This is a genomic window from Capnocytophaga gingivalis (assembly GCF_002302415.1).
Classification (GTDB): domain Bacteria; phylum Bacteroidota; class Bacteroidia; order Flavobacteriales; family Flavobacteriaceae; genus Capnocytophaga; species Capnocytophaga gingivalis.
In genome coordinates, this window is the sequence record NZ_CP022386.1 from 1464790 (window position 1) to 1486071 (window position 21282).

23 protein-coding genes, 5 tRNA genes and 1 pseudogene are annotated in these 21282 nt (G+C 42.9%); 1 reads left to right on the forward strand and 28 read right to left on the reverse strand.

Annotated elements, in window-relative coordinates; translation table 11 throughout:
• Nucleotides 1-13: 13 nt before the first annotated feature.
• The 16 genes from rplL to CGC50_RS06965 form a co-directional block, all read right to left on the reverse strand.
• The gene (gene rplL, locus CGC50_RS06890; RefSeq protein ID WP_095910221.1) at nucleotides 14-391 is read right to left on the reverse strand and encodes a 50S ribosomal protein L7/L12; all 378 of its coding nucleotides are present in this window, start codon (nucleotides 389-391) and stop codon (nucleotides 14-16) included.
• Nucleotides 392-438: 47 nt separating this feature from the next.
• Complete coding sequence (gene rplJ, locus CGC50_RS06895; protein ID WP_002666851.1) at nucleotides 439-954, reverse strand: 50S ribosomal protein L10; 516 nt, start codon at nucleotides 952-954, stop codon at nucleotides 439-441.
• 22 nt (nucleotides 955-976) lie between these two features.
• Complete coding sequence (gene rplA, locus CGC50_RS06900) at nucleotides 977-1666, reverse strand: 50S ribosomal protein L1 (RefSeq protein ID WP_002666749.1); 690 nt, start codon at nucleotides 1664-1666, stop codon at nucleotides 977-979.
• A 10-nt stretch (nucleotides 1667-1676) separates the two neighbouring features.
• Nucleotides 1677-2114 (reverse strand): 50S ribosomal protein L11, encoded by a 438-nt coding sequence (gene rplK, locus CGC50_RS06905; protein ID WP_002666655.1) that lies wholly within the window; start codon nucleotides 2112-2114, stop codon nucleotides 1677-1679.
• 58 nt (nucleotides 2115-2172) lie between these two features.
• Complete coding sequence (gene nusG, locus CGC50_RS06910) at nucleotides 2173-2721, reverse strand: transcription termination/antitermination protein NusG (RefSeq protein ID WP_095910222.1); 549 nt, start codon at nucleotides 2719-2721, stop codon at nucleotides 2173-2175.
• Nucleotides 2722-2904: a preprotein translocase subunit SecE gene (gene secE, locus CGC50_RS06915; protein WP_002666472.1), complete on the reverse strand. Its 183-nt coding sequence runs from the start codon at nucleotides 2902-2904 to the stop codon at nucleotides 2722-2724.
• A 36-nt stretch (nucleotides 2905-2940) separates the two neighbouring features.
• Nucleotides 2941-3014, reverse strand: a tRNA-Trp gene (locus tag CGC50_RS06920).
• A 55-nt stretch (nucleotides 3015-3069) separates the two neighbouring features.
• Entirely contained in the window at nucleotides 3070-4257 is a 1188-nt protein-coding gene (gene tuf / locus CGC50_RS06925; protein WP_002666853.1) for an elongation factor Tu, read from the reverse strand.
• A 66-nt stretch (nucleotides 4258-4323) separates the two neighbouring features.
• Nucleotides 4324-4395: transfer RNA gene (locus CGC50_RS06930), tRNA-Thr, on the reverse strand.
• Nucleotides 4396-4404: 9 nt separating this feature from the next.
• Nucleotides 4405-4477, reverse strand: a tRNA-Gly gene (locus CGC50_RS06935).
• A 29-nt stretch (nucleotides 4478-4506) separates the two neighbouring features.
• Nucleotides 4507-4589 (reverse strand) — tRNA-Tyr (locus CGC50_RS06940).
• A 32-nt stretch (nucleotides 4590-4621) separates the two neighbouring features.
• Nucleotides 4622-4695: transfer RNA gene (locus CGC50_RS06945), tRNA-Thr, on the reverse strand.
• 119 nt (nucleotides 4696-4814) lie between these two features.
• The gene (locus CGC50_RS06950) at nucleotides 4815-5579 is read right to left on the reverse strand and encodes a lysophospholipid acyltransferase family protein (RefSeq protein WP_095910223.1); all 765 of its coding nucleotides are present in this window, start codon (nucleotides 5577-5579) and stop codon (nucleotides 4815-4817) included.
• A gap of 12 nt (nucleotides 5580-5591) precedes the next feature.
• Nucleotides 5592-6833 carry a murein hydrolase activator EnvC family protein gene (locus tag CGC50_RS06955; protein WP_095910224.1) on the reverse strand — a complete coding sequence of 414 codons (1242 nt, stop codon included), beginning with the start codon at nucleotides 6831-6833 and terminating at the stop codon, nucleotides 5592-5594.
• A complete protein-coding gene (locus CGC50_RS06960; protein WP_095911316.1) occupies nucleotides 6833-7600 on the reverse strand; it encodes a DUF4292 domain-containing protein in 768 nt (255 codons plus the stop codon). Before CGC50_RS06960 ends, CGC50_RS06955 begins: the two co-directional genes overlap by 1 nt.
• A gap of 88 nt (nucleotides 7601-7688) precedes the next feature.
• Nucleotides 7689-8684: a helix-turn-helix transcriptional regulator gene (locus tag CGC50_RS06965; RefSeq protein WP_095910225.1), complete on the reverse strand. Its 996-nt coding sequence runs from the start codon at nucleotides 8682-8684 to the stop codon at nucleotides 7689-7691.
• A 126-nt stretch (nucleotides 8685-8810) separates the two neighbouring features.
• Here CGC50_RS06965 and CGC50_RS06970 point away from each other — a divergent pair, with 126 nt between their 5' ends.
• Nucleotides 8811-9629 (forward strand): SAM hydrolase/SAM-dependent halogenase family protein, encoded by an 819-nt coding sequence (locus CGC50_RS06970; protein WP_232781059.1) that lies wholly within the window; start codon nucleotides 8811-8813, stop codon nucleotides 9627-9629.
• A 197-nt stretch (nucleotides 9630-9826) separates the two neighbouring features.
• On the opposite strand, the gene CGC50_RS06975 is transcribed toward CGC50_RS06970, so the two are convergent.
• The 12 genes and pseudogenes from CGC50_RS06975 to CGC50_RS07030 all read right to left on the reverse strand — a co-directional run.
• Nucleotides 9827-10759, reverse strand: a complete 933-nt coding sequence (locus tag CGC50_RS06975; protein ID WP_095910227.1) for a bifunctional riboflavin kinase/FAD synthetase — start codon at nucleotides 10757-10759, stop codon at nucleotides 9827-9829.
• Nucleotides 10760-10769: 10 nt separating this feature from the next.
• Nucleotides 10770-11576 (reverse strand): rhomboid family protein, encoded by an 807-nt coding sequence (locus tag CGC50_RS06980; RefSeq protein WP_095910228.1) that lies wholly within the window; start codon nucleotides 11574-11576, stop codon nucleotides 10770-10772.
• Nucleotides 11577-11596: 20 nt separating this feature from the next.
• Entirely contained in the window at nucleotides 11597-12337 is a 741-nt protein-coding gene (locus CGC50_RS06985; protein WP_040359547.1) for a rhomboid family intramembrane serine protease, read from the reverse strand.
• Between the two features lie 34 nt (nucleotides 12338-12371).
• A complete protein-coding gene (locus CGC50_RS06990) occupies nucleotides 12372-13298 on the reverse strand; it encodes an electron transfer flavoprotein subunit alpha/FixB family protein (protein WP_095910229.1) in 927 nt (308 codons plus the stop codon).
• A gap of 12 nt (nucleotides 13299-13310) precedes the next feature.
• Entirely contained in the window at nucleotides 13311-14054 is a 744-nt protein-coding gene (locus tag CGC50_RS06995) for an electron transfer flavoprotein subunit beta/FixA family protein (RefSeq protein ID WP_095910230.1), read from the reverse strand.
• Between the two features lie 341 nt (nucleotides 14055-14395).
• Entirely contained in the window at nucleotides 14396-15886 is a 1491-nt protein-coding gene (locus CGC50_RS07000; RefSeq protein WP_002666693.1) for a cellulose synthase family protein, read from the reverse strand.
• A 172-nt stretch (nucleotides 15887-16058) separates the two neighbouring features.
• Entirely contained in the window at nucleotides 16059-16310 is a 252-nt protein-coding gene (locus tag CGC50_RS07005; RefSeq protein WP_040359524.1) for a type B 50S ribosomal protein L31, read from the reverse strand.
• Between the two features lie 101 nt (nucleotides 16311-16411).
• Nucleotides 16412-16726, reverse strand: coding sequence for a DUF4286 family protein (locus CGC50_RS07010; RefSeq protein ID WP_002666522.1), 315 nt, complete (start codon nucleotides 16724-16726; stop codon nucleotides 16412-16414).
• A gap of 24 nt (nucleotides 16727-16750) precedes the next feature.
• Nucleotides 16751-18901 carry a TonB-dependent receptor gene (locus tag CGC50_RS07015; RefSeq protein ID WP_095910231.1) on the reverse strand — a complete coding sequence of 717 codons (2151 nt, stop codon included), beginning with the start codon at nucleotides 18899-18901 and terminating at the stop codon, nucleotides 16751-16753.
• 84 nt (nucleotides 18902-18985) lie between these two features.
• Nucleotides 18986-19630 carry an HmuY family protein gene (locus tag CGC50_RS07020; RefSeq protein ID WP_095910232.1) on the reverse strand — a complete coding sequence of 215 codons (645 nt, stop codon included), beginning with the start codon at nucleotides 19628-19630 and terminating at the stop codon, nucleotides 18986-18988.
• A gap of 10 nt (nucleotides 19631-19640) precedes the next feature.
• Nucleotides 19641-20867: an HmuY family protein gene (locus CGC50_RS07025; RefSeq protein WP_095910233.1), complete on the reverse strand. Its 1227-nt coding sequence runs from the start codon at nucleotides 20865-20867 to the stop codon at nucleotides 19641-19643.
• Between the two features lie 146 nt (nucleotides 20868-21013).
• Nucleotides 21014-21265, reverse strand: a pseudogene (locus tag CGC50_RS07030) (Fic family protein); the annotation flags it as partial.
• Nucleotides 21266-21282 lie beyond the last annotated feature (17 nt).

Consider the following 21282-nt stretch of genomic DNA (forward strand, 5'->3'; position numbering starts at 1 on the left):
ACTAAGAAAAGAATTATTTTAATTCTACTTCTGCTCCAGCTTCTTCTAATGATTTTTTAAGGTTTTCAGCGTCAGCTTTAGAAACCCCTTCTTTCACTTTAGATGGAGCTCCATCTACTACTTCTTTAGCTTCTTTTAGTCCAAGACCAGTAAGGTCTTTTACTAATTTCACTACTGCCAATTTGTTGTCACCTGCACTCTTAAGAATTACATCGAATTCAGTTTTTTCAGCAGCAGCTTCTCCACCACCAGCAGCAGGACCAGCAGTTACAGCAACAGCTGCGGCAGCAGGCTCGATACCATACTCATCCTTAAGGATTTGAGCGAGTTCATTTACTTCTTTTACAGTTAAGTTAACTAATTGTTCTGCGAAATTTTTCAAATCTGCCATTTCTATCGTTTTTTAATGGTTTATAAATAAAATTAATGTGTGTGCTATTAACGTTCAGAGAGTGTTTTAACAATACCTGCGATTTTTCCTCCTCCAGACTTAAGAGCAGAAACAACGTTTTTAGCAGGCGATTGCAAGAGGGCAATGATATCTCCGATAAGTTCCTCTTTGGATTTGATAGAAGAGAGAGCGTCCAACTGGTCATCGCCGATGAATACAGCTTCTTCTATATAAGCTCCTTTGAGAAGGAGTTTTTCAGATTTTTTTCTAAAGTTTTTAATCAACTTAGCTGGAGCATTTCCCACTTCGGCATACATCACGGAAGTATTTCCTTTGAGTACAGAAGGAAGATCTCCGAAATTTTTGTCAGAGGCTTCCATAGCTTTTGCTAAGAAAGTGTTTTTTACTACAGCGAGTTTGATATTAGCTTTGAAACAAGCGCGACGAAGGTCGGAAGTCTCCTTTGCATTGAGTCCGGTGAGGTCTGCCAGATAGATCACATGATTGGCTGCTAACTGAGCGGTTAAATCCTCTATTACTACTGATTTTTCTTCTTTTGTCATAATTTTCTCTTTTAACTACTTGTTAGACTGCTTTTGTATCTATAGCTACACTGGGGCTCATAGTACTTGACAAGTAGATAGACTTGATATAAGTACCCTTAGCGGCAGTAGGTTTTAGCTTAATGAGGGTCTGAAGGAGCTCAGTGGCATTCTCAGTAAGTTTTTCAGCAGTGAAGGATACTTTTCCGATGGAAGCATGAACAATTCCTGTTTTATCCACACGGAAGTCTATTTTCCCTGCTTTTACTTCTTGAACAGCCTTACCGATTTCCATAGTTACAGTACCTGTTTTAGGGTTAGGCATAAGCCCACGAGGACCGAGGACACGCCCCAAAGGTCCCAATTTACCCATTACAGCAGGCATAGTAACGATAACATCTACATCAGTCCAGCCGTCTTTGATTTTCTGCAAGTATTCGTCAAGCCCTACATAGTCAGCACCGGCAGCTTTAGCTTCAGCTTCCTTGTCAGGAGTAACGAGCGCCAATACGCGTACATCCTTACCAGTTCCGTGAGGAAGAGTCACTACACCACGTACCATCTGGTTCGCTTTACGAGGGTCAACCCCCAATCTTACTGCGATATCCACAGAAGCATCAAACTTAGTAAAAGAAACTTCTTTTACTTTTTTGCTTCCTTCTGCAAGGCTATATAATTTGTCAGCTTCTATTTTAGATAAAGCCTCTTTGTATTTCTTTGTCAGTTTTGCCATAATCAATCAATTAAAAAGGTTTATCTCCAGTGATTGTGATACCCATAGAACGAGCGGTACCTGCCACTATGCTCATAGCCTTCTCAATAGTGAAAGCACTGAGGTCAGGCAATTTATCTTCAGCGATAGCGCGTACTTGATCCCAAGTGATATTGGCTACCTTTTTACGGTTAGGCTCTCCAGAACCTCCCTTAATTTTGGCTGCTTCCAAGAGTTGAACTGCCGCAGGTGGGGTCTTGATTACAAAATCAAAAGATTTATCTTTGTAAACAGAGATAACAACAGGTAATACTTTACCAGGCTTGTCCTGAGTGCGCGCATTGAATTGCTTACAGAACTCCATGATGTTAACTCCAGCAGCCCCCAAGGCAGGTCCAACCGGTGGCGAAGGATTCGCAGCACCTCCCTTAACTTGTAGTTTAACTACTTTGTGTAATTCTTTTGCCATTGTTCAACTTTAATTTATAATTCTTTAAAATGTATATTCCGCTTTAGAGCGAAGTTTGTTATATTTTTTCTACTTGTGTATAGCTGAGCTCCAGTGGGGTTTTACGACCGAAGATTTTAACAATCACCTCAAGCTTTCGTTTTTCCTCATTTACCTTATCCACATTGCCGGTAAAGCCATTGAAAGGGCCATCGATTACCTTGACAGACTCCCCTACTTGATAAGGGATAAGAACTGTATCGACTTTTTCCTGTAGCTCATCTACAATACCGAGCATTCGATTGACTTCGGACTTTCGGATAGGAGTAGGAGCGCCCCCTTTTGTTTCTCCTAAGAAACCAATCACTCCGGAGATTCCCTTAATCAAGTGAGAGATTTCGCCAGAGAGGTCAGCTTTGATCATCACATATCCAGGGAAGAACACTTTTTCTACATTGACTTTCTTTCCATTGCGAAGTTGTGGTACCTTTTCAGTAGGCACAAGCACCTGCTCTACATAGTCGCCATAGCCCAATCGGCTAATTTCAGACTCTATGTAGTTCTTTACTTTGTTCTCTTGGCCACTTACAGCACGTACTACATACCAATTTTTTTCAAGGACTGCCATTTAGAAAATTTTAAAAATCTGAGCGATGAAGCTTTCAAAGAGGAAGTCCACGCCAGCAATGAATAAAGAAAAAATAACGGAGAATATAGTTACCACCCATAGTAGGCGTTGAGCCTCATTGAAGGGAGTCCAGGTAACATTCTGTGTTAGTTCTGTATAAGATTCTTTGATATAGTTGATCATTACGATTCGTTTTGTCAGTTTATAAAAAACTATATATGGCACGGGTGGAGGGATTCGAACCCCCATCAATGGTTTTGGAGACCACTATTCTACCCTTGAACTACACCCGTATAAAAAGAGTTTTGTTGCCAAAACCCTTTTAAAATATCATGAAATCAAGTTTTATTAGTCAAGGATTTCAGTTACCTGACCAGCACCTACGGTACGACCACCTTCACGGATTGCGAAGCGAAGACCTACGTTAAGAGCGATAGGTTGTAGCAATTCCACAGTGATAGTAAGGTTATCGCCAGGCATTACCATATCTACTCCTTCAGGAAGGTTGATAGTACCAGTAACGTCGGTTGTACGAACGTAGAACTGAGGGCGGTAGTTATTGTGGAATGGAGTGTGACGTCCACCTTCTTCTTTTTTCAAGATATACACTTCAGCTTTGAACTTAGCGTGAGGTTTTACAGAACCTGGTTTGCAGATTACCATACCACGACGGATATCTTTTTTGTCGATACCACGGAGTAGGAGACCTACGTTGTCACCAGCTTCACCACGGTCAAGGATTTTCTTGAACATCTCAACCCCAGTGATAGTAGAGGTAAGCTTATCAGCTCCCATACCGATGATTTCAACAGCGTCACCAGTGTTAGCGATACCAGTTTCGATACGACCTGTAGCCACAGTACCACGACCAGTGATAGTGAATACGTCCTCGATAGGCATCAAGAAAGGTTTGTCAATATCACGTTGTGGAAGTTCGATCCAGTTGTCTACAGCGTCCATAAGCTGCATTACAGTATCTACCCATTTTTGTTCTCCGTTAAGAGCACCAAGAGCAGAACCTTGGATTACAGGACCATTGTCACCATCGTAATCATAGAAAGAGAGCAATTCGCGTACTTCCATTTCTACGAGTTCCAATAGTTCAGGGTCATCCACCATATCCACTTTGTTAAGGAACACAACGATACGAGGAATACCTACCTGACGACCCAAAAGGATGTGCTCACGAGTTTGAGGCATAGGCCCATCGGTAGCAGCAACCACAAGGATAGCACCGTCCATCTGAGCAGCACCAGTAACCATGTTCTTTACATAGTCGGCGTGGCCTGGACAGTCTACGTGAGCGTAGTGACGGTTCTTAGTTTGATATTCTACGTGTGAAGTGTTGATAGTAATACCACGCTCTTTTTCTTCAGGAGCGTTATCGATAGAGTCGAAACTTCTCGCTTCGGAGAGACCTGCATCAGCCAATACTTTAGTAATAGCAGCAGTCAATGTTGTTTTTCCGTGGTCAACGTGTCCAATAGTACCAATATTAAGGTGCGGTTTGGAACGGTCAAAATTCTCTTTTGCCATGTTTAAATAATTTTAATCTTAGTTATAGAAATTAATATAAAAGGTATATTTCTTATACTACAAAAGAGCCAATGACGAGATTTGAACTCGTGACCTCTTCCTTACCAAGGAAGCGCTCTACCCCTGAGCTACATCGGCTTGTAAAAGAGCGGGAGACGAGGTTCGAACTCGCGACATTCAGCTTGGAAGGCTGACGCTCTACCAACTGAGCTACTCCCGCAATCTTATTAAAATATGTCAATCAAGTAGTGGGGAGAACAGGATTCGAACCTGTGAAGGTGAAAACCAGCAGATTTACAGTCTGCCCTCGTTGGCCGCTTGAGTATCTCCCCTAAGAATCAACAAATAAATATGATAAACATCGAGCCGGTAGAGGGATTCGAACCCACGACCCCGAGATTACAAATCACGTGCTCTGGCCAACTGAGCTATACCGGCATTTTTTGTTCTTTTTCAAACAAAAATTACTCCTTGTTTAACGAGGTGCAAATATACGACATTTTTTTATTCTACCAACAAAAAAATGTATTTTTTTGAAAAATAAGTTATTAACAACCTTATTCCTGCTCTTTACTCTTGATAAAAGTAGGATGTTGCTCTATGGCAAAGGCTACTTTTTCTATGATTTCTTCTACGCTTTCTCGCTCATAATCAATCTCTAAGGGAGCTTTTATCCGCATGGTCTGTTGGATTCCTTTCTTTTTGACCACCACTCCTTTTTTGTCAAAAGAACGCCTGAAGCCATCTATAACAATGGGCACGACGATGGGTTTGTAGGTCTTTATCAGGTGAGCTGTCCCCTTGCGTATGGGTTTCCAAGGCGAGGTAGTCCCCTGAGGGAAGGTAATGAGCCACCCATCTTGGAGGGCAATTCCTATATTTTTGATATCATCGGGATTGACCTCACGGTGTATTTCCTTGCCTTTTTCGCGCCAAGTACGACTGACTTTTACAGCGCCCACATAGGCGAGAATCTTGGGGAGTATCCCCGAGCGCATGGTCTCGGAGGCTGCTACATAATACAGATTGAGCTTAGGTTGCCATACATAGCCTATGTTCTTGAGAGAGTCCTCCCGCCCCTTGAGGCTGGCATTGAACACATGATACATAGCGATAACATCGGCAAAATATGTCTGGTGATTGGAGATAAAGAGCACCCCTCGCTCAGGTAGAGAACGTATAATCTCTGATCCTTCTATATGTAGGTCGTTAAACCCTCGGTAGCGCCTATGGGTAAGCGAGCCCAAGGTACGTATGATAAATTTTTTTATCCAAAGGGCATGCCCAAAGGGATCTTGTTTCCAGAGTTTGAATCTTGACATTTCTTTTCTTTTTTATTCCCTCAGCCAATGTTCAGGATTGAGTTTGTTGGTGTTTTTATAGACAAAGAATTTCATTTCGGTACGTCCCTCACTATCGGTAAAAATCTTCCCCAGGGGTGTCTTGGCAGAGACCTTTTGTCCCTTACTCACATATACCTGAGTGAGGTTATAATAAATGGTAATAAAATTCCCATGGCGCACCTGTACCGCCTTGTTCCCTCCAGGGACGGAGATGACCGCGGATACTTCCCCATTGAAGACACAGCGAGCATCAGCCCCTCGGGGCGCCATAAGAGAGACACCATTATTATAATGCTTAAGGTCAGGATACACAGGATCATCATAGGTACCGAACCCTTGTGACTTGTACCCTCGTTCGATAGGCCAAATGAGCTTACCCTTATTGGCTTCGAAGTCCGAGGAAAGCGCTTGCCCCTCAGGAGTAAGGTCAAAGACCTTATCACTGGCAGCGGCAGTGGTAGTAGTCTTGCCTGTAGAAGAAGTCTTAGGCTTTGCCTTCTTATTGGCCTCGACTATGGCCAAGCGAATCAAGCGGTCTATTTCTCGGTCTATCTTATTGGCTTGCGCTTGTTTCTTCTTAATCTCAGCGGCATACTCACTTTCCTTCTTCTTGATAGAGGCCACCAAGGATTCTTGTTCTTTTCGTTCCTGAGAGAGGCGTGTCTGCTCCTTTTGGTTTTCCTCCACTATCCTGCGCTGGTAGTTATACTGGGAAGAGAGAGAGTCGGCGAGTTGTTGTAGGAGGGTATTCTTTTGCTGAATCTCTTGCGCTTGTTTTTTCCTATATTGGGTATATTGTTGTAAGTACTTTAGGCGCTTGTACCCCTGAGTGAAACTCTCGGAAGCGAGCAGGAACATCCAGCGGCTTTGGGGAGAACGTGACTTATAGGATTGGAGAATCACCGCTGCATAATTCTTCTTGAGGCTCTCCAGATCCTTCTTGAGCGTGGAGATCTGGTTTTGGTTGTCCTTAATCTGTTGGCTGAGCAGATTCGCCTGATGATTGGTCAGGCGGATAAGCTGTGTACGAGCTGATATTTTTTCACTAATTTCCTCAATCTGAAAGGCCAAGCTCTTGCGCTCCTGCGCCTGCTGAGAGCGCAGTGCGGACATCTCTCGGATCTGTTCCAAGAGCGCTTTCTTCTGCTTTTCCAGCTGCTTTTGTTTTTGAGAAGTTTGCGCAAAAGCACCTGCAAATGACAGGATACATATGAATACTACTAAGCGATGCATTAGGGACGAAGGGTTAAGGGTTGGTAACCAGAGGGGACACTATAGGGGAATCGTACCGCCACATTGCGCTGGAGAGCACTAAACTGCAAGCTTAGCTGCACTTGCTCCCCCCCCTGACTGCCCTGTAGCAATAGGGAAAGTGGGAAGAGCTGTCCTTCTACCGTCTGATATGTATAAGCAGCGGAGAGAGAACGCTCTTGCTGAGTTTTTTCCTCCTGTACGATCAGCAAACTATCCATTCTGAAAGCGGTATTGAGAAAGAAAGACAAGTCCAAATCATCCTTCTTAAGCGCTCCTTTGTAGCGCTCCCCCTCAGGGGTGAGGGTGGTATGCCTATCGCGGAAAAGCAATTGCCCTAAGAGCAAATTCTCCAAAGCCTCAAAGCCAAGATGTACCCCTAAATATTTTTCCGAAATGGAATAATCCCCTTCAAAATACGTATTGTCCAGCTTGTTATAGAACTGTACCTTATCCTTGGTAATGAGTGCCTTGGCCATTCCTAAGGGAGCACTGAGCCAGATGGTTTCTCCCTTTTTCATTCTAAAAGACAGTGGGATAGCCTGCCCGATCTTACCTGCTTTGGAATAAGTGACCGTCAGTGTTCCAGCCAGTGTCTCAAAAGCGGGGAAAGTCTCTTGATGCTTTTCGAGAATTTCCTTTCCTCTGAGAGAGGTATCGGCGACCCCTTGGGTATTGGTAACCTTAGCCGTGCGGCAGCCTGTAAAAAGCACTGCCAAGAGAAAAATATACGAGAATAATGATTTCATTACGCTTTCTGTTTTAAAAGGGTAAAAGTACAATTTTTTCAGCATAGCCCCCCATTCTTGCTGTATTTTATTATACTTTTGCATTTTGTTAAGAATAATTAGCAGCTGCTTTTTTTAATAATGAGGATATATTCCGTCTTAGGCGAGAGGGAGCCAGAACAATAAGGCTACTGCCAAAGCCCAAGATCAGGCGCTCCAGCTCATAGTTATGGCGTACCCTGATACGAAAGACAACCCCATCCTCCCGCTCTTCTACTATCTCTTGAGAATGATGAAAAGGCTTGGTGATCACATAGTTAGCATTGTTCCTATCCACCCAGAAAACCACCTCCTCGATAGGGTTTCCCTCCGAGACTGTAACCCCTATAACATCCTTGAAATACTCATTGGCATCGATATTTTTATCAACATAAGGAGCGGACAAAATATTCACATTTTCCATGCGATCAAGCGCCAAGGTAAGCAAGCTTGTCTTGTAGAAAGCAACTAAAAACCACCGATTGTTATACTCCTTGAGGAACTGAGGATGCACGTGCATAGTAGCACTATGGCGCGCCTTGAAGGACTTGTATTCTATAGACAAGGGCTTTTTCTGCTGTATGGCTTGGTAGATAGGGTCTATATAACTGAGCCCCCTGAGGTGCTCATTCTTATCCAAATGTATCACCGGATGGTGAGATAGGGTGAGGAAAACAGCATCCTCCAAGCGATGCAGCACCCCATTCATCTGTTGGAAGAAAGAAAAATCCTTGAACTCCTTGAGGAACTCCACCGCCTGACGCATCTTCTTGATATCCTCGTAAGGGATTTCCGTTTTGGTAATACTATAGTCCGAATCGGCATAGCGGTAGTACTTATTGTCAAAGACCTCGATAGGGGCATTGTAGCCTATCTTGTCGCTGCGCATATTCTGGATATCGAGCTGTATGGTACGCTTGCTCACGACATTTTCCTTGCCCTCATACTCACAGAGTGCCTCGGTACAGGCGGCGATAAGATCGTCCAAAGTCCACAAGCGTGTGGTGTCCCTCAGACACTTATCAATAGTCTTATAACGGATCAAGGCATTTTTGTTAGTAGCCATAACAGTTGAGAATTTGTAGGTGTTTTTTGGAGAATGCAAAGGTAAAAAGAAATGAGAAAAAATAGTCCTTGTTTGGGAGTTTTTTCTTATATTTGTACGTTTTTTCAAGTTTTTGATTTTGCAGTTATGAACATCATCACTCTTACCACGGATTTTGGGGAGCAAGACTACGGTGTAGGCGCCCTCAAGGGGCAGCTCTATAGCCTTATTCCTCAGGCACGTATTGTAGATATTTCCCATCAGGTGGATCGCTATAGTATCTCGGAAGCTGCGTACCTTTTGGAAGGTGCCTACCGCTATTTTCCTAAGGGAACCATCCATATCGTAGGCGTCAATAACGAACTTTCCCCTGAGTGTGGGCTGCTCCTCTTAGTACATGAGGGACACTACTTTATCACGGCCGACAATGGATTTGTCTCCCTACTGACGCACAATGCCCCAGAGACAGAAGTTTATCTTCTTGACCTACCCAGTAGAGTGTCCATCTTCCCTACGCTGGAGTTCTCCACCCATATTGCCCAAAAGCTCTGTGAAGGAGCCTTGCCCTCCACATTAGGAGCACCCTGTGAGAAGCACCTATATATCACCGACTTTGTTCCTAAGGTGCGCGCCCAAAGGATAGAAGGCACTGTTATCTACATTGATCACTTTGGTAATGTGGTGTCCAATATCACCCGTTCACTGCTCACCCAAGAGGCTAAGGATAGGCGATTCCATGTATATTTCCGCTACCAAAGCGTGGAGAATATCACCTTGGATTCTATTTGTTTGCAGTACAATCAGGTAGAGAAGGATAGCCTTTCGGCAGGAGAGGTCTTTCTGCTATTCAACCATTTAGACTATTTGGAGATGGCCATCTACAAGGCCAATCCGGATGTTTCGGGCGGAAGTGCTAGCCTTATGGGCATCCAGAGAGGAGATACTGTAAGTATTGACCTTATATAAAAATAAAAGAGAGCTTGCGCCCTCTTTTACCAATTCTAACCACAAAATCTAATATATGAAAAACAATTTATCTTCTCGTTGTTTTGCGGTGCAAAGGTATGGCGGTTTTCGCCTCTGAGCAATAGATTTTTATTATTTTTTTCTATAGCACTATAAGTTTTTTATATACCCTGAAGGGGAGAGTATCTTTGCAGTGATCATTGAGCATTGGCAATTAACCACTTACAACTATCTTCGTCCTTTTTCAGTTGTGCCTTGAGCGCCTCTAAGGAAGGAAACTTGACCTCATCACGGATAAAATCTATAAAATAAAGTCGTATTTCCTTGCCATATAAGTCACTACTGAAATCAAAGAAATATACTTCTATACTTTCACCTTTGCCTTCTATGGTAGGATTTTTCCCTATAGAGAGCATCCCAAAGACCTTTTTTCCTTCCCAAAGCATATACACGGCATAGACCCCTATCTTAGGGATGAGCTTATGAGAATTTTCTATCTGTAGGTTGGCCGTAGGATAGCCCAAGGTACGGCCTAACTTCTGTCCATGTACCACGGTACCTGCCAAAGAAAACGAATAACCGAGATAGTGATTAGCCGTCTGCACGTCGCCCTTCTCGAGTGCTTGTCGGATTTTGGTAGAGCTCACCGAGAGGGAGTCTACCTCCTGCACAGGGATTTCCTCCACTTGAAAATGATATTGCTGTCCAAAGGCCTTGAGCTCTTCTATCCCAGCGGAACGGTTTTTCCCAAAACGATGGTCATAGCCTATGATAATCTCCTTGGCTCGAAGTTTTCCCACTAAGAGTTCTCGTACATAATCCTGAGCAGAGAGTGCGGCAAATTCCTTGCTGAAAGGCTGAATGACCAGCTGGGCAATCCCATAGGAAGCCAGAAGTTGTGCCCGCTCCTCTATGGTCTGAATCAGCGCAATAGGAGCGGAGGGGTCGAGTACCATACGCGGATGAGGGAAGAAAGTCAGTACCGTAGGGAGTAAGTCCTGTTCCTTAGCCCTCTCGACCACTTGGGTGATGATTCTTTGGTGTCCTATATGAATCCCGTCGAAGGTGCCGATGGTTAGCACCGTATGCTCAGGAGATTGAAAATGAGTTATATCTGTTACAAGTTGCATCCAAGGTAAATTATTGGTTAGCGTTTTCCCGGCTGGCTAAGAAGAGGTATCTTTTTTCTTCATTGGTGAGACTGTCATAGCCACTTTTGCTGATTTTGTCCAGAATGGTATTGATTCGTTCCTGGGCGTGCTCATTAGTATAGGGAGAAGTGGGAGCCTGTCGAGCTCTTTTGGGAAGAGAGAAAGAGAGCTTCCCCTTGAGAAACAAGCCATAGAGTATTCCTACAAGTGCTCCTCCTAAGTGGGCGATATGCCCTCCTGCATTGCTTATGGGGATACTAAGGAGGTCTGTGGCCACCATCAGTACACCCAACACCCACAAGGGAACAGCCCATACCCCAAAGAGATAAATCCTAAGTGTAGGAGTGTAGGTGGTTAAGAATATCAGTACCGCCATGATCCCTGCAGATCCGCCCAAGAGGTAATCCTCCCGATGAGCAAAGACCGGAAAAATAGCATAGGTAAGCATAAAAAAGAGCCCGCCTGCTACTACCCCTGCTATATATATTCCTAAGAAACGCTTTGGTGTGAAGAGATTCATGAACAAGATCCCTACGAAGTAAAGCATAATCGCATTGAAAAAGCTGTGGATAAAGCTGGCATGGAAGAAGCTATAGGTAATGGCTGTCCAGGGTTGCTGCAATAGCTGGGAAAAGTCCTGTGAGAGTGCAAAGAGATCCCTTACAAAAGGGTCGGTACGCTGCCAGAGGAAGGCAAATAGCTGCGGAAGGATATAACCACAGAGGTAACTTACGATGAGTATATACACTAATGACAGGGAATGCTTGCCCCATATTCTTTTTACAGTTCTATTCATGATCCATTTCTCTGTTATACTTAGTACAACCTTCTGTCATTGAAAGAATTTTTTTGCCAAAGCTTCATCAAGATAAAGCCTATCAGCGCCCCACCCACATGAGCAAAGTGGGCAATATTGCTACCAAAGATGGAATAACCAGTCACCCCTGAGAACAAATCCAAGGCGATGAGGATCGGAATAAAGTACTTAGCCTTGATCGGGATGGGGAGGAACATGAGCATGAGTTCGGCATTAGGGAAAAGAACCCCAAAGGCTACCAAGATCCCATAGATCGCCCCAGAGGCACCTACAGCAGGAATCATATAAGCCGACATCATATCCTTGAAATCACTCTCGGAAAGCGCTTCTTCCCAGCCCGTATTATACATACCTTTCTGTAAGAGCTCCTGCGCCTGGCTTATCGAAAAACCTTTGCTCTGCAAGATGTCCAGCGCTGAGTGAAACTCGTAATAGTTCACCGCTGTATGTAAGAAGGCTGCTCCTAAGCCACAAGCAAAATAAAAGACAATAAAGCGATTGCTACCAAAGTAGCTTTCCAGAGGCATTCCGAAGGAATAAAGAGCAAACATATTAAAGAAAATATGCGCTACAGAGGCGTGCATAAAGAGGTGAGAGAACACCTGCCACCACTGGAAATTGGGGTTTTCTATATAGTAGAGAGCCGCCTTGTCCTGCAACATAGGTATAAAATGTGCCAAGAGGAAGAAGAGTACATTGGCAATGATCAGGTGAGCGACCGCCTTAGTTATATTCATCATCATTTGTCAGAGGGATTAGTTGGGGCTTTTTGTCTTATTTTTGTAAATTCTTAATCTTTTCCGTCAGGCGAGGGACTACCTCAAATAGGTCTCCCACAATACCATAGTCGGCCGCCTTGAAGAAAGGCGCTTCGGGATCGGAGTTGATCACCACCTTGACCTTGGAGGCATTGACCCCAGCGATATGCTGGATAGCTCCCGATACCCCCAGAGCGATATAGAGTTCGCAAGCGAGCGGCTTACCCGTTTGCCCAATATGCTCACTATGAGGTCTCCACCCCATATCGGCTACCGGCTTAGTGCAAGCGGTAGCAGCCCCTAAGGCATCGGCGAGATCCTCCACCAAGTGCCAGTTGTCTGGAGTCTGCATACCACGCCCACCAGAGACCACGATAGCGGCATCATCAATGGATATTTTACTGGTAAATTTCTCCGTACCCAAGTGCTTGATGCGCTCCTTGGGGAGCTGAGGGGTGTATTCCTCCACCACAGCCTGGACTGGTGCCTCCTTTATCTCGACCGTATTTCCAGCTAAGGTAATGACCTGCTTAGGCGCCAAAGGCACCCAAGAGATGGCCTTGGAGGAGAAGATTACCTTCTGCACCTGTCCGTCCTTGGGCAAGGAGCTCACATTGGAGAGATAAGCCGCCTGCCAGCTGACCGCCAGCATAGGCGCTAAGTAGCGTGTATTGGCCGAACTGGGGAGCACCACAAGAGAGACCTGCTCTCGCTGGGCTACCTGGCTTAGGAGCTCGGCATAAGGCTTAGCCTGAAAAGAGGAGAGCTCAGGAGCTGTTACCTTGACAATCTTACTTACTCCATAGCGGGCTAAGGGTGTAGGATCGGCTACATTTATGGTAAGGGCAATTACCTTGTCAGAGAACGCTTGGGCATAGGAGAGCGCTTCCAAGGTTTTTTTAGTGAATTGGCCGTCGTTGTATTCGGTATATACTAAAGTCATTTTGGTGTCGTTTTAGAATAGTTTTCTTTTGTTGTGGAGTTCGTCGATAAGTTCGTCCAAGTTGTTCGGGTCAATCATTTTGACCGGCGCTTTGGGCTGAGGTTTTTCCAAGGCGGTTATCTTAGGCTGGGAGGAAGCCTCCACAGGGGAGAGCACCTGCAAGGGAGCCTTGCGCGCCATCATGATCCCCTTCATGCTGGGGATACGGATTTCGCTTTCTGGGACGATTTCCTTTTGGATGCCCACTACCACAGGTAAGGGAACTTCCAAGTGCTCCTTGCCGCCATCGGTCATACGGGTGATCTTGGCAGCCTTATCCCCCTCGAAAGAGAAGGCAGTTACCTCATCGACAAAGTCGTAATCCAAGAGTGCAGCAAGCATACCGCCCACCATACCGCCATTATAATCCAAGGATTCGCGTCCGCAGAAAATGGCATCGTACCCAGGAGCAATAGCTGCCAACTGCTCAGCTACAAAAAAGCCATCCGTAGGGAAAGTATCGATACGGAGCATGTGGTCAGCACCCAAAGCAAAGGCCTTGCGCAGCACTGGCTCACTATCGGAAAGTCCTACATGGACTAAAGTAAGCTCGGCGCCTACCTCCTCCTTGAGCTGGAGCGCTCGCATAAGCGCTGCTTCATCACTGGGATTGAGGACAAACTGCACCCCTGAAGGGTCAAAAGCACTTTGATCTGAGGTGAAATTTATCTGAGAAGTGGTATCAGGCACCTGATTGACACATACTAATATTTTCATGAAACTAATTTTTATAAGGGACAAAGATACAATTTTAAGTGAAAAATGAAAAGTGAAAAGTGAAAAATATTTGAGAAGAGAAGAAAGACAAGAGAAAAATGAAGGAAGAAAAATCAGATAATCTTTTATAAATGACAGATATTCAAGTGTTGAATTAATAACTATTGTAAGTTCTGTTAGTAAGTGAAATTTTTATACAAGGTTTTGTTGTTCTGAATATTGCCACACAGAGCAATATTCTGAACAACAAAAAAGAGAGAAAAATCTAATCATTTTTCTCTCTTTAAAAAAATCTTATTTTATCAAATAACCATAAGTTATATGGTCATTCTTCACTTTCGTTACGCTTTTGGTATAAGGGATTTGTAGAAGACAAAGCCAAAACCAAAAGTAAGCATCAGGTGGAAAGGAAACAACCCAAAGTCATTGAGCTTGATGCCACTGTACAACCCAAAGAGGAAATAGCACATGAGTAAAAACTCAAAAATCATATTGGGAGAAAGCTTTTTGTTAATATACTTATTCCCTTTCCATGAATCCTTCAGAGAGCTAATATTGAACTTAGGGGTACGAACGAATTCGGTTTTCTTGCCCCAATAGCCCTGCAATACTGCTGATACATTGTGCAAAGAAAAGCCCAATGCCACAGAGAAGAAGCTAAAGAAAAGTTTGACATAGTCCACAAAGTCATCAAAAGTCTTTCCCTGTATATTCTTATAAGTAATCCAATAACAACCAAAGAGAATCACAGTACTAACGATAAAGAAGCTGGTGAGCTTGAACACCCAACCCAAATCTGGATAAGCTTCCTTGATATACATCATTGGTACACTGAGTATCGCTACAATAAATACATAGAGGAACATGGAACTATTGAGCAAGTGCATCACTCCATGGAATTTGGTCTTCCACCCTATGTTCTTAGAAGCCAAGATATTGCGCACCGACTTGCGGAACACCTCTGCCCCACCTTTGTTCCAACGGAACTGCTGAGAGCGAGCTGCGGAAACCACTACAGGAAGCTCTGCAGGAGTTTCTACATCCTCCAAATACTTGAACTTCCATTTCTTAAGTTGAGCTCGGTAACTTAGGTCTAAGTCCTCTGTAAGGGTATCCCCTTCCCAGTTGCCTGCATCCAAGATGGTTTTCTTTCTCCAGATACCGGCAGTACCATTGAAGTTGATAAAGTGTCCTTTGCTATTGCGTCCTACTTGTTCGAGGGTGAAGTGTGTATCGAGCGCCAATGCTTGTATCTTGGTGAGTAAGGAATAGTTACGGTTGATATGCCCCCAACGGGTCTGCACCACCCCTATTTGTTCGTCCTTGAAGTAGACTACTGTCTGCTTAAGCCAGTCGGGCTTAGGAAGGAAGTCCGCATCGAAGATGGCAATAAAATCCCCTTTGGCGATAGCGGTTCCATACTTAAGGGCACCTGCCTTGAACCCTTCTCGGTTTTCGCGGCGGATATGAACGATATCCAAGCCTGTTTGCTGAAGCTCGGCAATAATGCGTGCTGTCTCAGCTACTGAGTCGTCAGTAGAGTCATCCAACACTTGTATCTCCAACTTGTTCTTAGGATACTCCAGCTTGGCTATATTCTCCAAGAGACGAGGTACTACATATTTCTCATTGTAGATAGGAAGCTGTACAGTCACATAAGGGATCTCATTAGGATCCAATAAGTTGAACTTGGGCGCTTCGTTATTCTGATGCTTGTTCTTTAGATAGTTCACAGACAGGTTGAGTATTGTCAAACTATAAAAGAAAATCAACAACAATGACAAGCAATATATAGTGATAACTACATAGGTGATGATAAGTCCTAAATTCATAATCACACATTTTTAATTGGGGGCAAAATTACGTTTTTTTTCGCAACCCACAATAATTATTTTTGATATTTTTAAAACAAACTTCTTTTTTTCTTAAATAAAAACAAACTCCCCCTTCTCAGGAGGAGCTTGACAGAATAATTTTAAAACTTATTTATTATGAAAAACCTTTCTATTTTTGGAATTTGGCATATTTGCTCTTGAACTTATCGATACGTCCAGCGGTATCTATAAGTTTTGCCTTCCCTGTATAGTATGGGTGGGAAGTACGAGAAATTTCCAACTTAACCAAAGGATATTCTACGCCTTCTACTTCTATAGTATCTTTGGCTTCTACAGTTGACTTGGTGATAAAGATATCATCATTGGACATATCTTTGAAAACAACCAAACGATAATTTGAGGGGTGTATCTCTTTTTTCATATTTTTCTTCTCATTTTTTCGAGGTGCAAAGGTACTACTTTTTTTTGAATTGACAAATAAAAAAAATGTTTTTTATTCACAACCTCTATTTTTAACATTTTTTATCTTTTCCATTCCTTCTCTACGGTGAGCAAAGTACCGAAAATCAGGACTTTTTCTCCGAACTGAAGGAAGAGTTCTTTGCGGTGCGGCGCTTCTACAACTTCTTGAAAATGAACAATATCTTCTTCTTTTTCCGCTTCATACTGCACGCCGAAGGCTTTACTGCCGAGAGCATCGGTATGTATCTGTAAAAGCTTTGCTGCGGAACATTTACTTTGCCTTAGCAAAGGCTCCAAACGTGAAGCTATCCACTCCTGCCAGAGCGGATATACTTCCTCTTCTATGTGATAGGTAAGGTTGTAAATATATTTCATATGCTATCCTCGACAATAATTGGGCTATAAGTTCCACTTGAGTCCCACAAAATAGGTGCGCCCTGGGGAGATACTCGAATAGAAACTGGTAGAGGGTGTTACGTAATCGAATAGGTTATCTATCCCTGCATTGAGTGTAAAGTGATAAGGGAGATTTTTAGAAAACTGTAAGCGCCAGATGCTATAGGGGGCATAATATGTGTAAGTATTTTCCCCATCATAAATATCCGACCCGCTGACATACTTGCCACTGAGGATGACATTGGGCAGGTATTTTATATCAGCCTGTTCTACGTATTCCGCCTTGGCAGTAAAAGTATGCGGACGCACATCCGAACGGCTATTGCTGCTGGTATAATAAGCATAAGAACCCTTCAGACGGAAATACTTACTGGGGCGATAGGTAGCTGCTATTTCGGAACTCATGATATCGGTATTCCCTCCGTAATTGACATAACGAATGGTATCGCTGGCTTGTGTCCACCTATAAGCAATCTTATCCTTAACCTTGGAATATTGTGTCATGGCAGTAATATTCCATTTTCTGGCATTGAAATCCACGGAAAGTGTAATATTACGACTCGTTTCTGGCTTCAGGTCTTTGTTGCCCATGATCTGAAAGCCTCCCCCCCATGGATGAAACCAATTGGTATACAGTTCCTTGAGTGTAGGAGATCGGAAACCTGTAGAAAACCCTCCGCGGAAGGTGAACTGCTCCACCCTGAACATCCCTGAGAGGCGATAAGTCAAGTATTCTTTAAAAAGAGAATGGTAATCCATACGCACTCCGGTAACTAAAGTAAAGGCATCCGAAAGTGCCCATTCCTGCTGGGTAAAAATCGCATAGTTCTGAGCATTTTTCTTTTCCTCTGTTCCCTGATTCGTAAAGCGAAAACTCAATAGTTCATCAGAATTTCCTTCGGCACCTGCCACCAAGGAATGTTTTTCAAAAAGTGTTTGGTTATACTGAGCCCCTACCCGTAGGATAGAGTTTTCATAGCTTTTTTCCTTCTCATTGAGCAATACATAATACTTGTACTTATCATAGCGATCGTAAGCAGCCGAAAGACTCAGGGTCTTGCTATCAGTAATTTTGTAATCCGACTTGAATGCTGCTGTATAATTATAGTAACGATCTCTGAGCTTCTTAGAACTCTCCGTACCTGCATTGCGCTCACTGAAATAATAGCTGGGCGTCAAGGTAATATTCCACTTAGGTGAGAGGTTAAAAGAGAGCTTAGGCGTAGCCCCATAGTTGGTAAATCCAGCTATGTTCAGTTCGCCCATCGGGGAGAGTATTTCTGAACCATTTTTGTAGGTTTTCAGAGGTTCTTTATCCACTATGACATAGGGTTCTCGGAAATTATAGAAAGAAGACAGGCGCAGACTTCCCCATTTTTGCTTAGTCGCTACAGAGAAATTCGTCTTATGATCTTTTTTGGTATTATAAAGATAGCTTGCACTAAGCTCCAAGGGTTTTTGGGCATTCTTTGTAATGATATTGATCACCCCCCCCAAGGCATTAGAGCCATAGAGAGAAGAGGAAGCCCCCTTGATAATCTCTATACGTTCGATATTGTCCAAGTCGATACGATCATAGTCGATATTGTCAAAGGTCTCCCCTGCCATACGTTCGCCATCCATAAGGAAAAGGACATACTTCCCGCCGAAGCCCATCATATTGATATTGGGCATTCCCCCATCATAGGTAAAGTTGATTCCAGAGAATTCATTTTCCAAGAAAGATTGGAAGTCAGGAGCCTGAGCCTTTTGAATCTCCTGAGCGGTAACCACTTGTACCGTGATAGGCACATTCTTTAGATTGCGTTCTGTACGGGTAGCGGTAACCACTACTTCCCCTACTTCTATTTCTTTGTCCTTGCAGAGGGCAAAGATATAGTTTTTTTCGTCTTTTTTGAGAGATACTTTAAAGAAATGGCCTTTGTAATCATCCTTAGTCACATAGAAATGATGAATCCCCTTCGGAAGGTCAGGGAAAGAGAACCGCCCCTCGGTATCGGTTTGTACACTTTTTTTCAGTGAAGCCAGCTCGACAGTAGCCCCAGATAAGGGGTGGCGTGTCTGGCAATCGGCAATCGTTCCCGTGAAAGTATATTGAGCCTGTAGCGTACCGACGCCACAGAAGCAAAGCAGCCAAATAAATATTCTTGACATTGTATATATTTTTCAGTAAAATAGAATTGCTATACTCTATAGGGGTATAGCAATTCTATTGAAATAGAGTTAGAGTTGGTATTGTTAGAACTTTCCATCCTCACTGAGGACATACTGGAAGGAAGGATAGTTTGCATCCGTTTTATCATTATAAAAATCAGTTACTTGGAACTTCACAAAAGCCCCTTTGGCTGTTTTGAGTACATATACCCACTTGGTAGGAGCATATACGCTTGGCCATTTTCCTCCGCTGGACTGTCTATTATTAGGATTAAGCGACACATAACCTGTTGGAGTATCAAAGCCTCCTGAGAGCAAATGTGAGAAAGCATCTTTTCTCTCGGTCAGGTTAGGATAGCTACCATAGGACATTGTTCCTTCAGCATCCTGCTTGTATTCGTTAGGCAAAGTAGCAATAGCCGCAGAAAAATCCTTGTTTTCAGTTTTTGCGACCCCAGCCTGTCCTTTACCAGAAGCCCCACCATTGAGCTTAGCATAGTAAGCGAAGAAAGCTATATCCCAATCCAAACTATTTTGAGGATCCGCTACCTGTACAATAGCATTTTTTTCAAAGGAATAATACACCCATTTGCCTTGGCTTGCATTGAGATTCTTCTCCTGTTTCACATTGGCAGGCTTTTTTTCTTCTTCCTTATTACTATCTTTACTGCAAGAGGTGAGTGTAAAGATACCTGTTACTAAGGTAGCTAAAAATAACTTTACTTTCATAATTTTCTATTTATTCACTTACAGTCTTACTCAATTGGTATTTTAGCTTAGGAGTTCCCCCTAATACATCTGCATTATCTTTGTAATAGTCGGTTACTTGTACTTTTGCATAAGTACCATCTGCTGTTTTAATTACATATATGTAGTTAGTGGGTACATATACTTTAGGGGCTTTTGTAGGGTCTAATCCTATGATACCTGTTTTTGTACCAAATCCTCCTGACATATATTGAGAGAAAGAGGCATCTACTTTTGTAATGTTAGGGTAATTACCTTCGTTCATCTTTCCTTGAGCATCTTTAGCAAAACCTGCTTTAGGAGCTTCTGTTACTTTAGCAAAATCAGTTCCTTCTACTTTAACTACTTCTGCCTTTCCTTTTCCAGAGGTACCTCCATTGAGTTTTACATAATATCCCTTGAAAGCAATATCCCAAGAAAGATCGTCAGCGGGAGTTGCAGGAGTTACTTCTCCATTTTTTAGAGAGAAATATTTCCAATCGCCTTTAGCATCCAATTGTACTTCTTTTGCTTGACTGCCAGAGAAATCCAAAGTCACTTTTTCTACAGGTTTAGCCACTTCTTTTTCAGTTAAGAAATCATAGGTGAAGGTAATATATCCTGTTTCATTTTTATCATTGGTGTATCCAGTAAGTTGGATTTTCACATACTTGCCACCTTTGGCTGTTTTGAGCACATATACATATTTGGTAATCTCAAAATGAGGAGTGTTTTCTCCTTGTTTAGGAGGAGTATAGTTGTACCAACCTTTAGAATCTTGTTTGTTTACAGTACCAGAAATCACGGGGTTTTTTTCAAATTTAGTCACAGAAGGTTGTGTCTGTCCTTGACGAGGACGTCCGTATTCTGTAACTTCTTTATCTTTTTCATAACCCTCAGCAGGCGCTTTGGTAACAGCAGCAAAATCCTTGCTATTGGTATTGACTACTTCAGCCTCTCCGATACCAGATACTCCTCCATTGGTACGAATATTGTAGCGATTAAAAGCAATATCCCAATTATCAGTAGTTTTAGGATTGGTTACCTCCACAAAGTCCCCTGTTTCAAAAGAGAAATACACCCACTTTTGCTCATCAGAAGCATTCAAGTTTTTCACTTCTTTCACTGTATTCTGTGGGGTAGGAGGTGTTGGGGTAGGAGTTTTGTTGTCATCTTTACTACAAGAAGTAAAGGCTACGAGACCTGTAAGGAGTACAGGCGCTAAAAATTTTACTTTCATTTTACTCTAAATTTTATAGTTCATGCCCGCAAAGGTACGTTTTTATTTAGAATAAAACAAAATAAAATTTAATAATTAACGATTGATTGTTAGCCATATAACTGTAAGATATTGCTAATCAAGCTCTAAAAGATTAAAACTAAAGGTTATTCAACCCTAAAATATTTCAACAGTGCTTTGTACTCATCTTGTGCTGCCAAGCAAGTATCCAAGAGATAGCCTTCTACTTGTGGCCAATTCTGTAGTCCTCGATAGTAGTACCATCGGAGCTTCTCCGTGATGATAAAAGGAACTATCCCCTGTGCTAAGCATTCCTTAAAGAGCAACAAACGCCCTACTCTTCCATTACCATCCTGAAAGGGATGAATAGCCTCAAAACGCCAATGAAAAGCCACCAAATGTAGATTCACTTGTC

Coding starts and splice junctions, on each gene's coding strand:
- rplL (WP_095910221.1), bottom strand. CDS start 391: ATGGCAGATTTGAAAAATTTCGCAGAACAATTAGTTAACTTAACTGTA.
- rplJ (WP_002666851.1), bottom strand. CDS start 954: ATGACAAAAGAAGAAAAATCAGTAGTAATAGAGGATTTAACCGCTCAG.
- rplA (WP_002666749.1), bottom strand. CDS start 1,666: ATGGCAAAACTGACAAAGAAATACAAAGAGGCTTTATCTAAAATAGAA.
- rplK (WP_002666655.1), bottom strand. CDS start 2,114: ATGGCAAAAGAATTACACAAAGTAGTTAAACTACAAGTTAAGGGAGGT.
- nusG (WP_095910222.1), bottom strand. CDS start 2,721: ATGGCAGTCCTTGAAAAAAATTGGTATGTAGTACGTGCTGTAAGTGGC.
- secE (WP_002666472.1), bottom strand. CDS start 2,904: ATGATCAACTATATCAAAGAATCTTATACAGAACTAACACAGAATGTT.
- tuf (WP_002666853.1), bottom strand. CDS start 4,257: ATGGCAAAAGAGAATTTTGACCGTTCCAAACCGCACCTTAATATTGGT.
- CGC50_RS06950 (WP_095910223.1), bottom strand. CDS start 5,579: ATGTCAAGATTCAAACTCTGGAAACAAGATCCCTTTGGGCATGCCCTT.
- CGC50_RS06955 (WP_095910224.1), bottom strand. CDS start 6,833: ATGCATCGCTTAGTAGTATTCATATGTATCCTGTCATTTGCAGGTGCT.
- CGC50_RS06960 (WP_095911316.1), bottom strand. CDS start 7,600: ATGAAATCATTATTCTCGTATATTTTTCTCTTGGCAGTGCTTTTTACA.
- CGC50_RS06965 (WP_095910225.1), bottom strand. CDS start 8,684: ATGGCTACTAACAAAAATGCCTTGATCCGTTATAAGACTATTGATAAG.
- CGC50_RS06970 (WP_232781059.1), top strand. CDS start 8,811: ATGAACATCATCACTCTTACCACGGATTTTGGGGAGCAAGACTACGGT.
- CGC50_RS06975 (WP_095910227.1), bottom strand. CDS start 10,759: ATGCAACTTGTAACAGATATAACTCATTTTCAATCTCCTGAGCATACG.
- CGC50_RS06980 (WP_095910228.1), bottom strand. CDS start 11,576: ATGAATAGAACTGTAAAAAGAATATGGGGCAAGCATTCCCTGTCATTA.
- CGC50_RS06985 (WP_040359547.1), bottom strand. CDS start 12,337: ATGATGAATATAACTAAGGCGGTCGCTCACCTGATCATTGCCAATGTA.
- CGC50_RS06990 (WP_095910229.1), bottom strand. CDS start 13,298: ATGACTTTAGTATATACCGAATACAACGACGGCCAATTCACTAAAAAA.
- CGC50_RS06995 (WP_095910230.1), bottom strand. CDS start 14,054: ATGAAAATATTAGTATGTGTCAATCAGGTGCCTGATACCACTTCTCAG.
- CGC50_RS07000 (WP_002666693.1), bottom strand. CDS start 15,886: ATGAATTTAGGACTTATCATCACCTATGTAGTTATCACTATATATTGC.
- CGC50_RS07005 (WP_040359524.1), bottom strand. CDS start 16,310: ATGAAAAAAGAGATACACCCCTCAAATTATCGTTTGGTTGTTTTCAAA.
- CGC50_RS07010 (WP_002666522.1), bottom strand. CDS start 16,726: ATGAAATATATTTACAACCTTACCTATCACATAGAAGAGGAAGTATAT.
- CGC50_RS07015 (WP_095910231.1), bottom strand. CDS start 18,901: ATGTCAAGAATATTTATTTGGCTGCTTTGCTTCTGTGGCGTCGGTACG.
- CGC50_RS07020 (WP_095910232.1), bottom strand. CDS start 19,630: ATGAAAGTAAAGTTATTTTTAGCTACCTTAGTAACAGGTATCTTTACA.
- CGC50_RS07025 (WP_095910233.1), bottom strand. CDS start 20,867: ATGAAAGTAAAATTTTTAGCGCCTGTACTCCTTACAGGTCTCGTAGCC.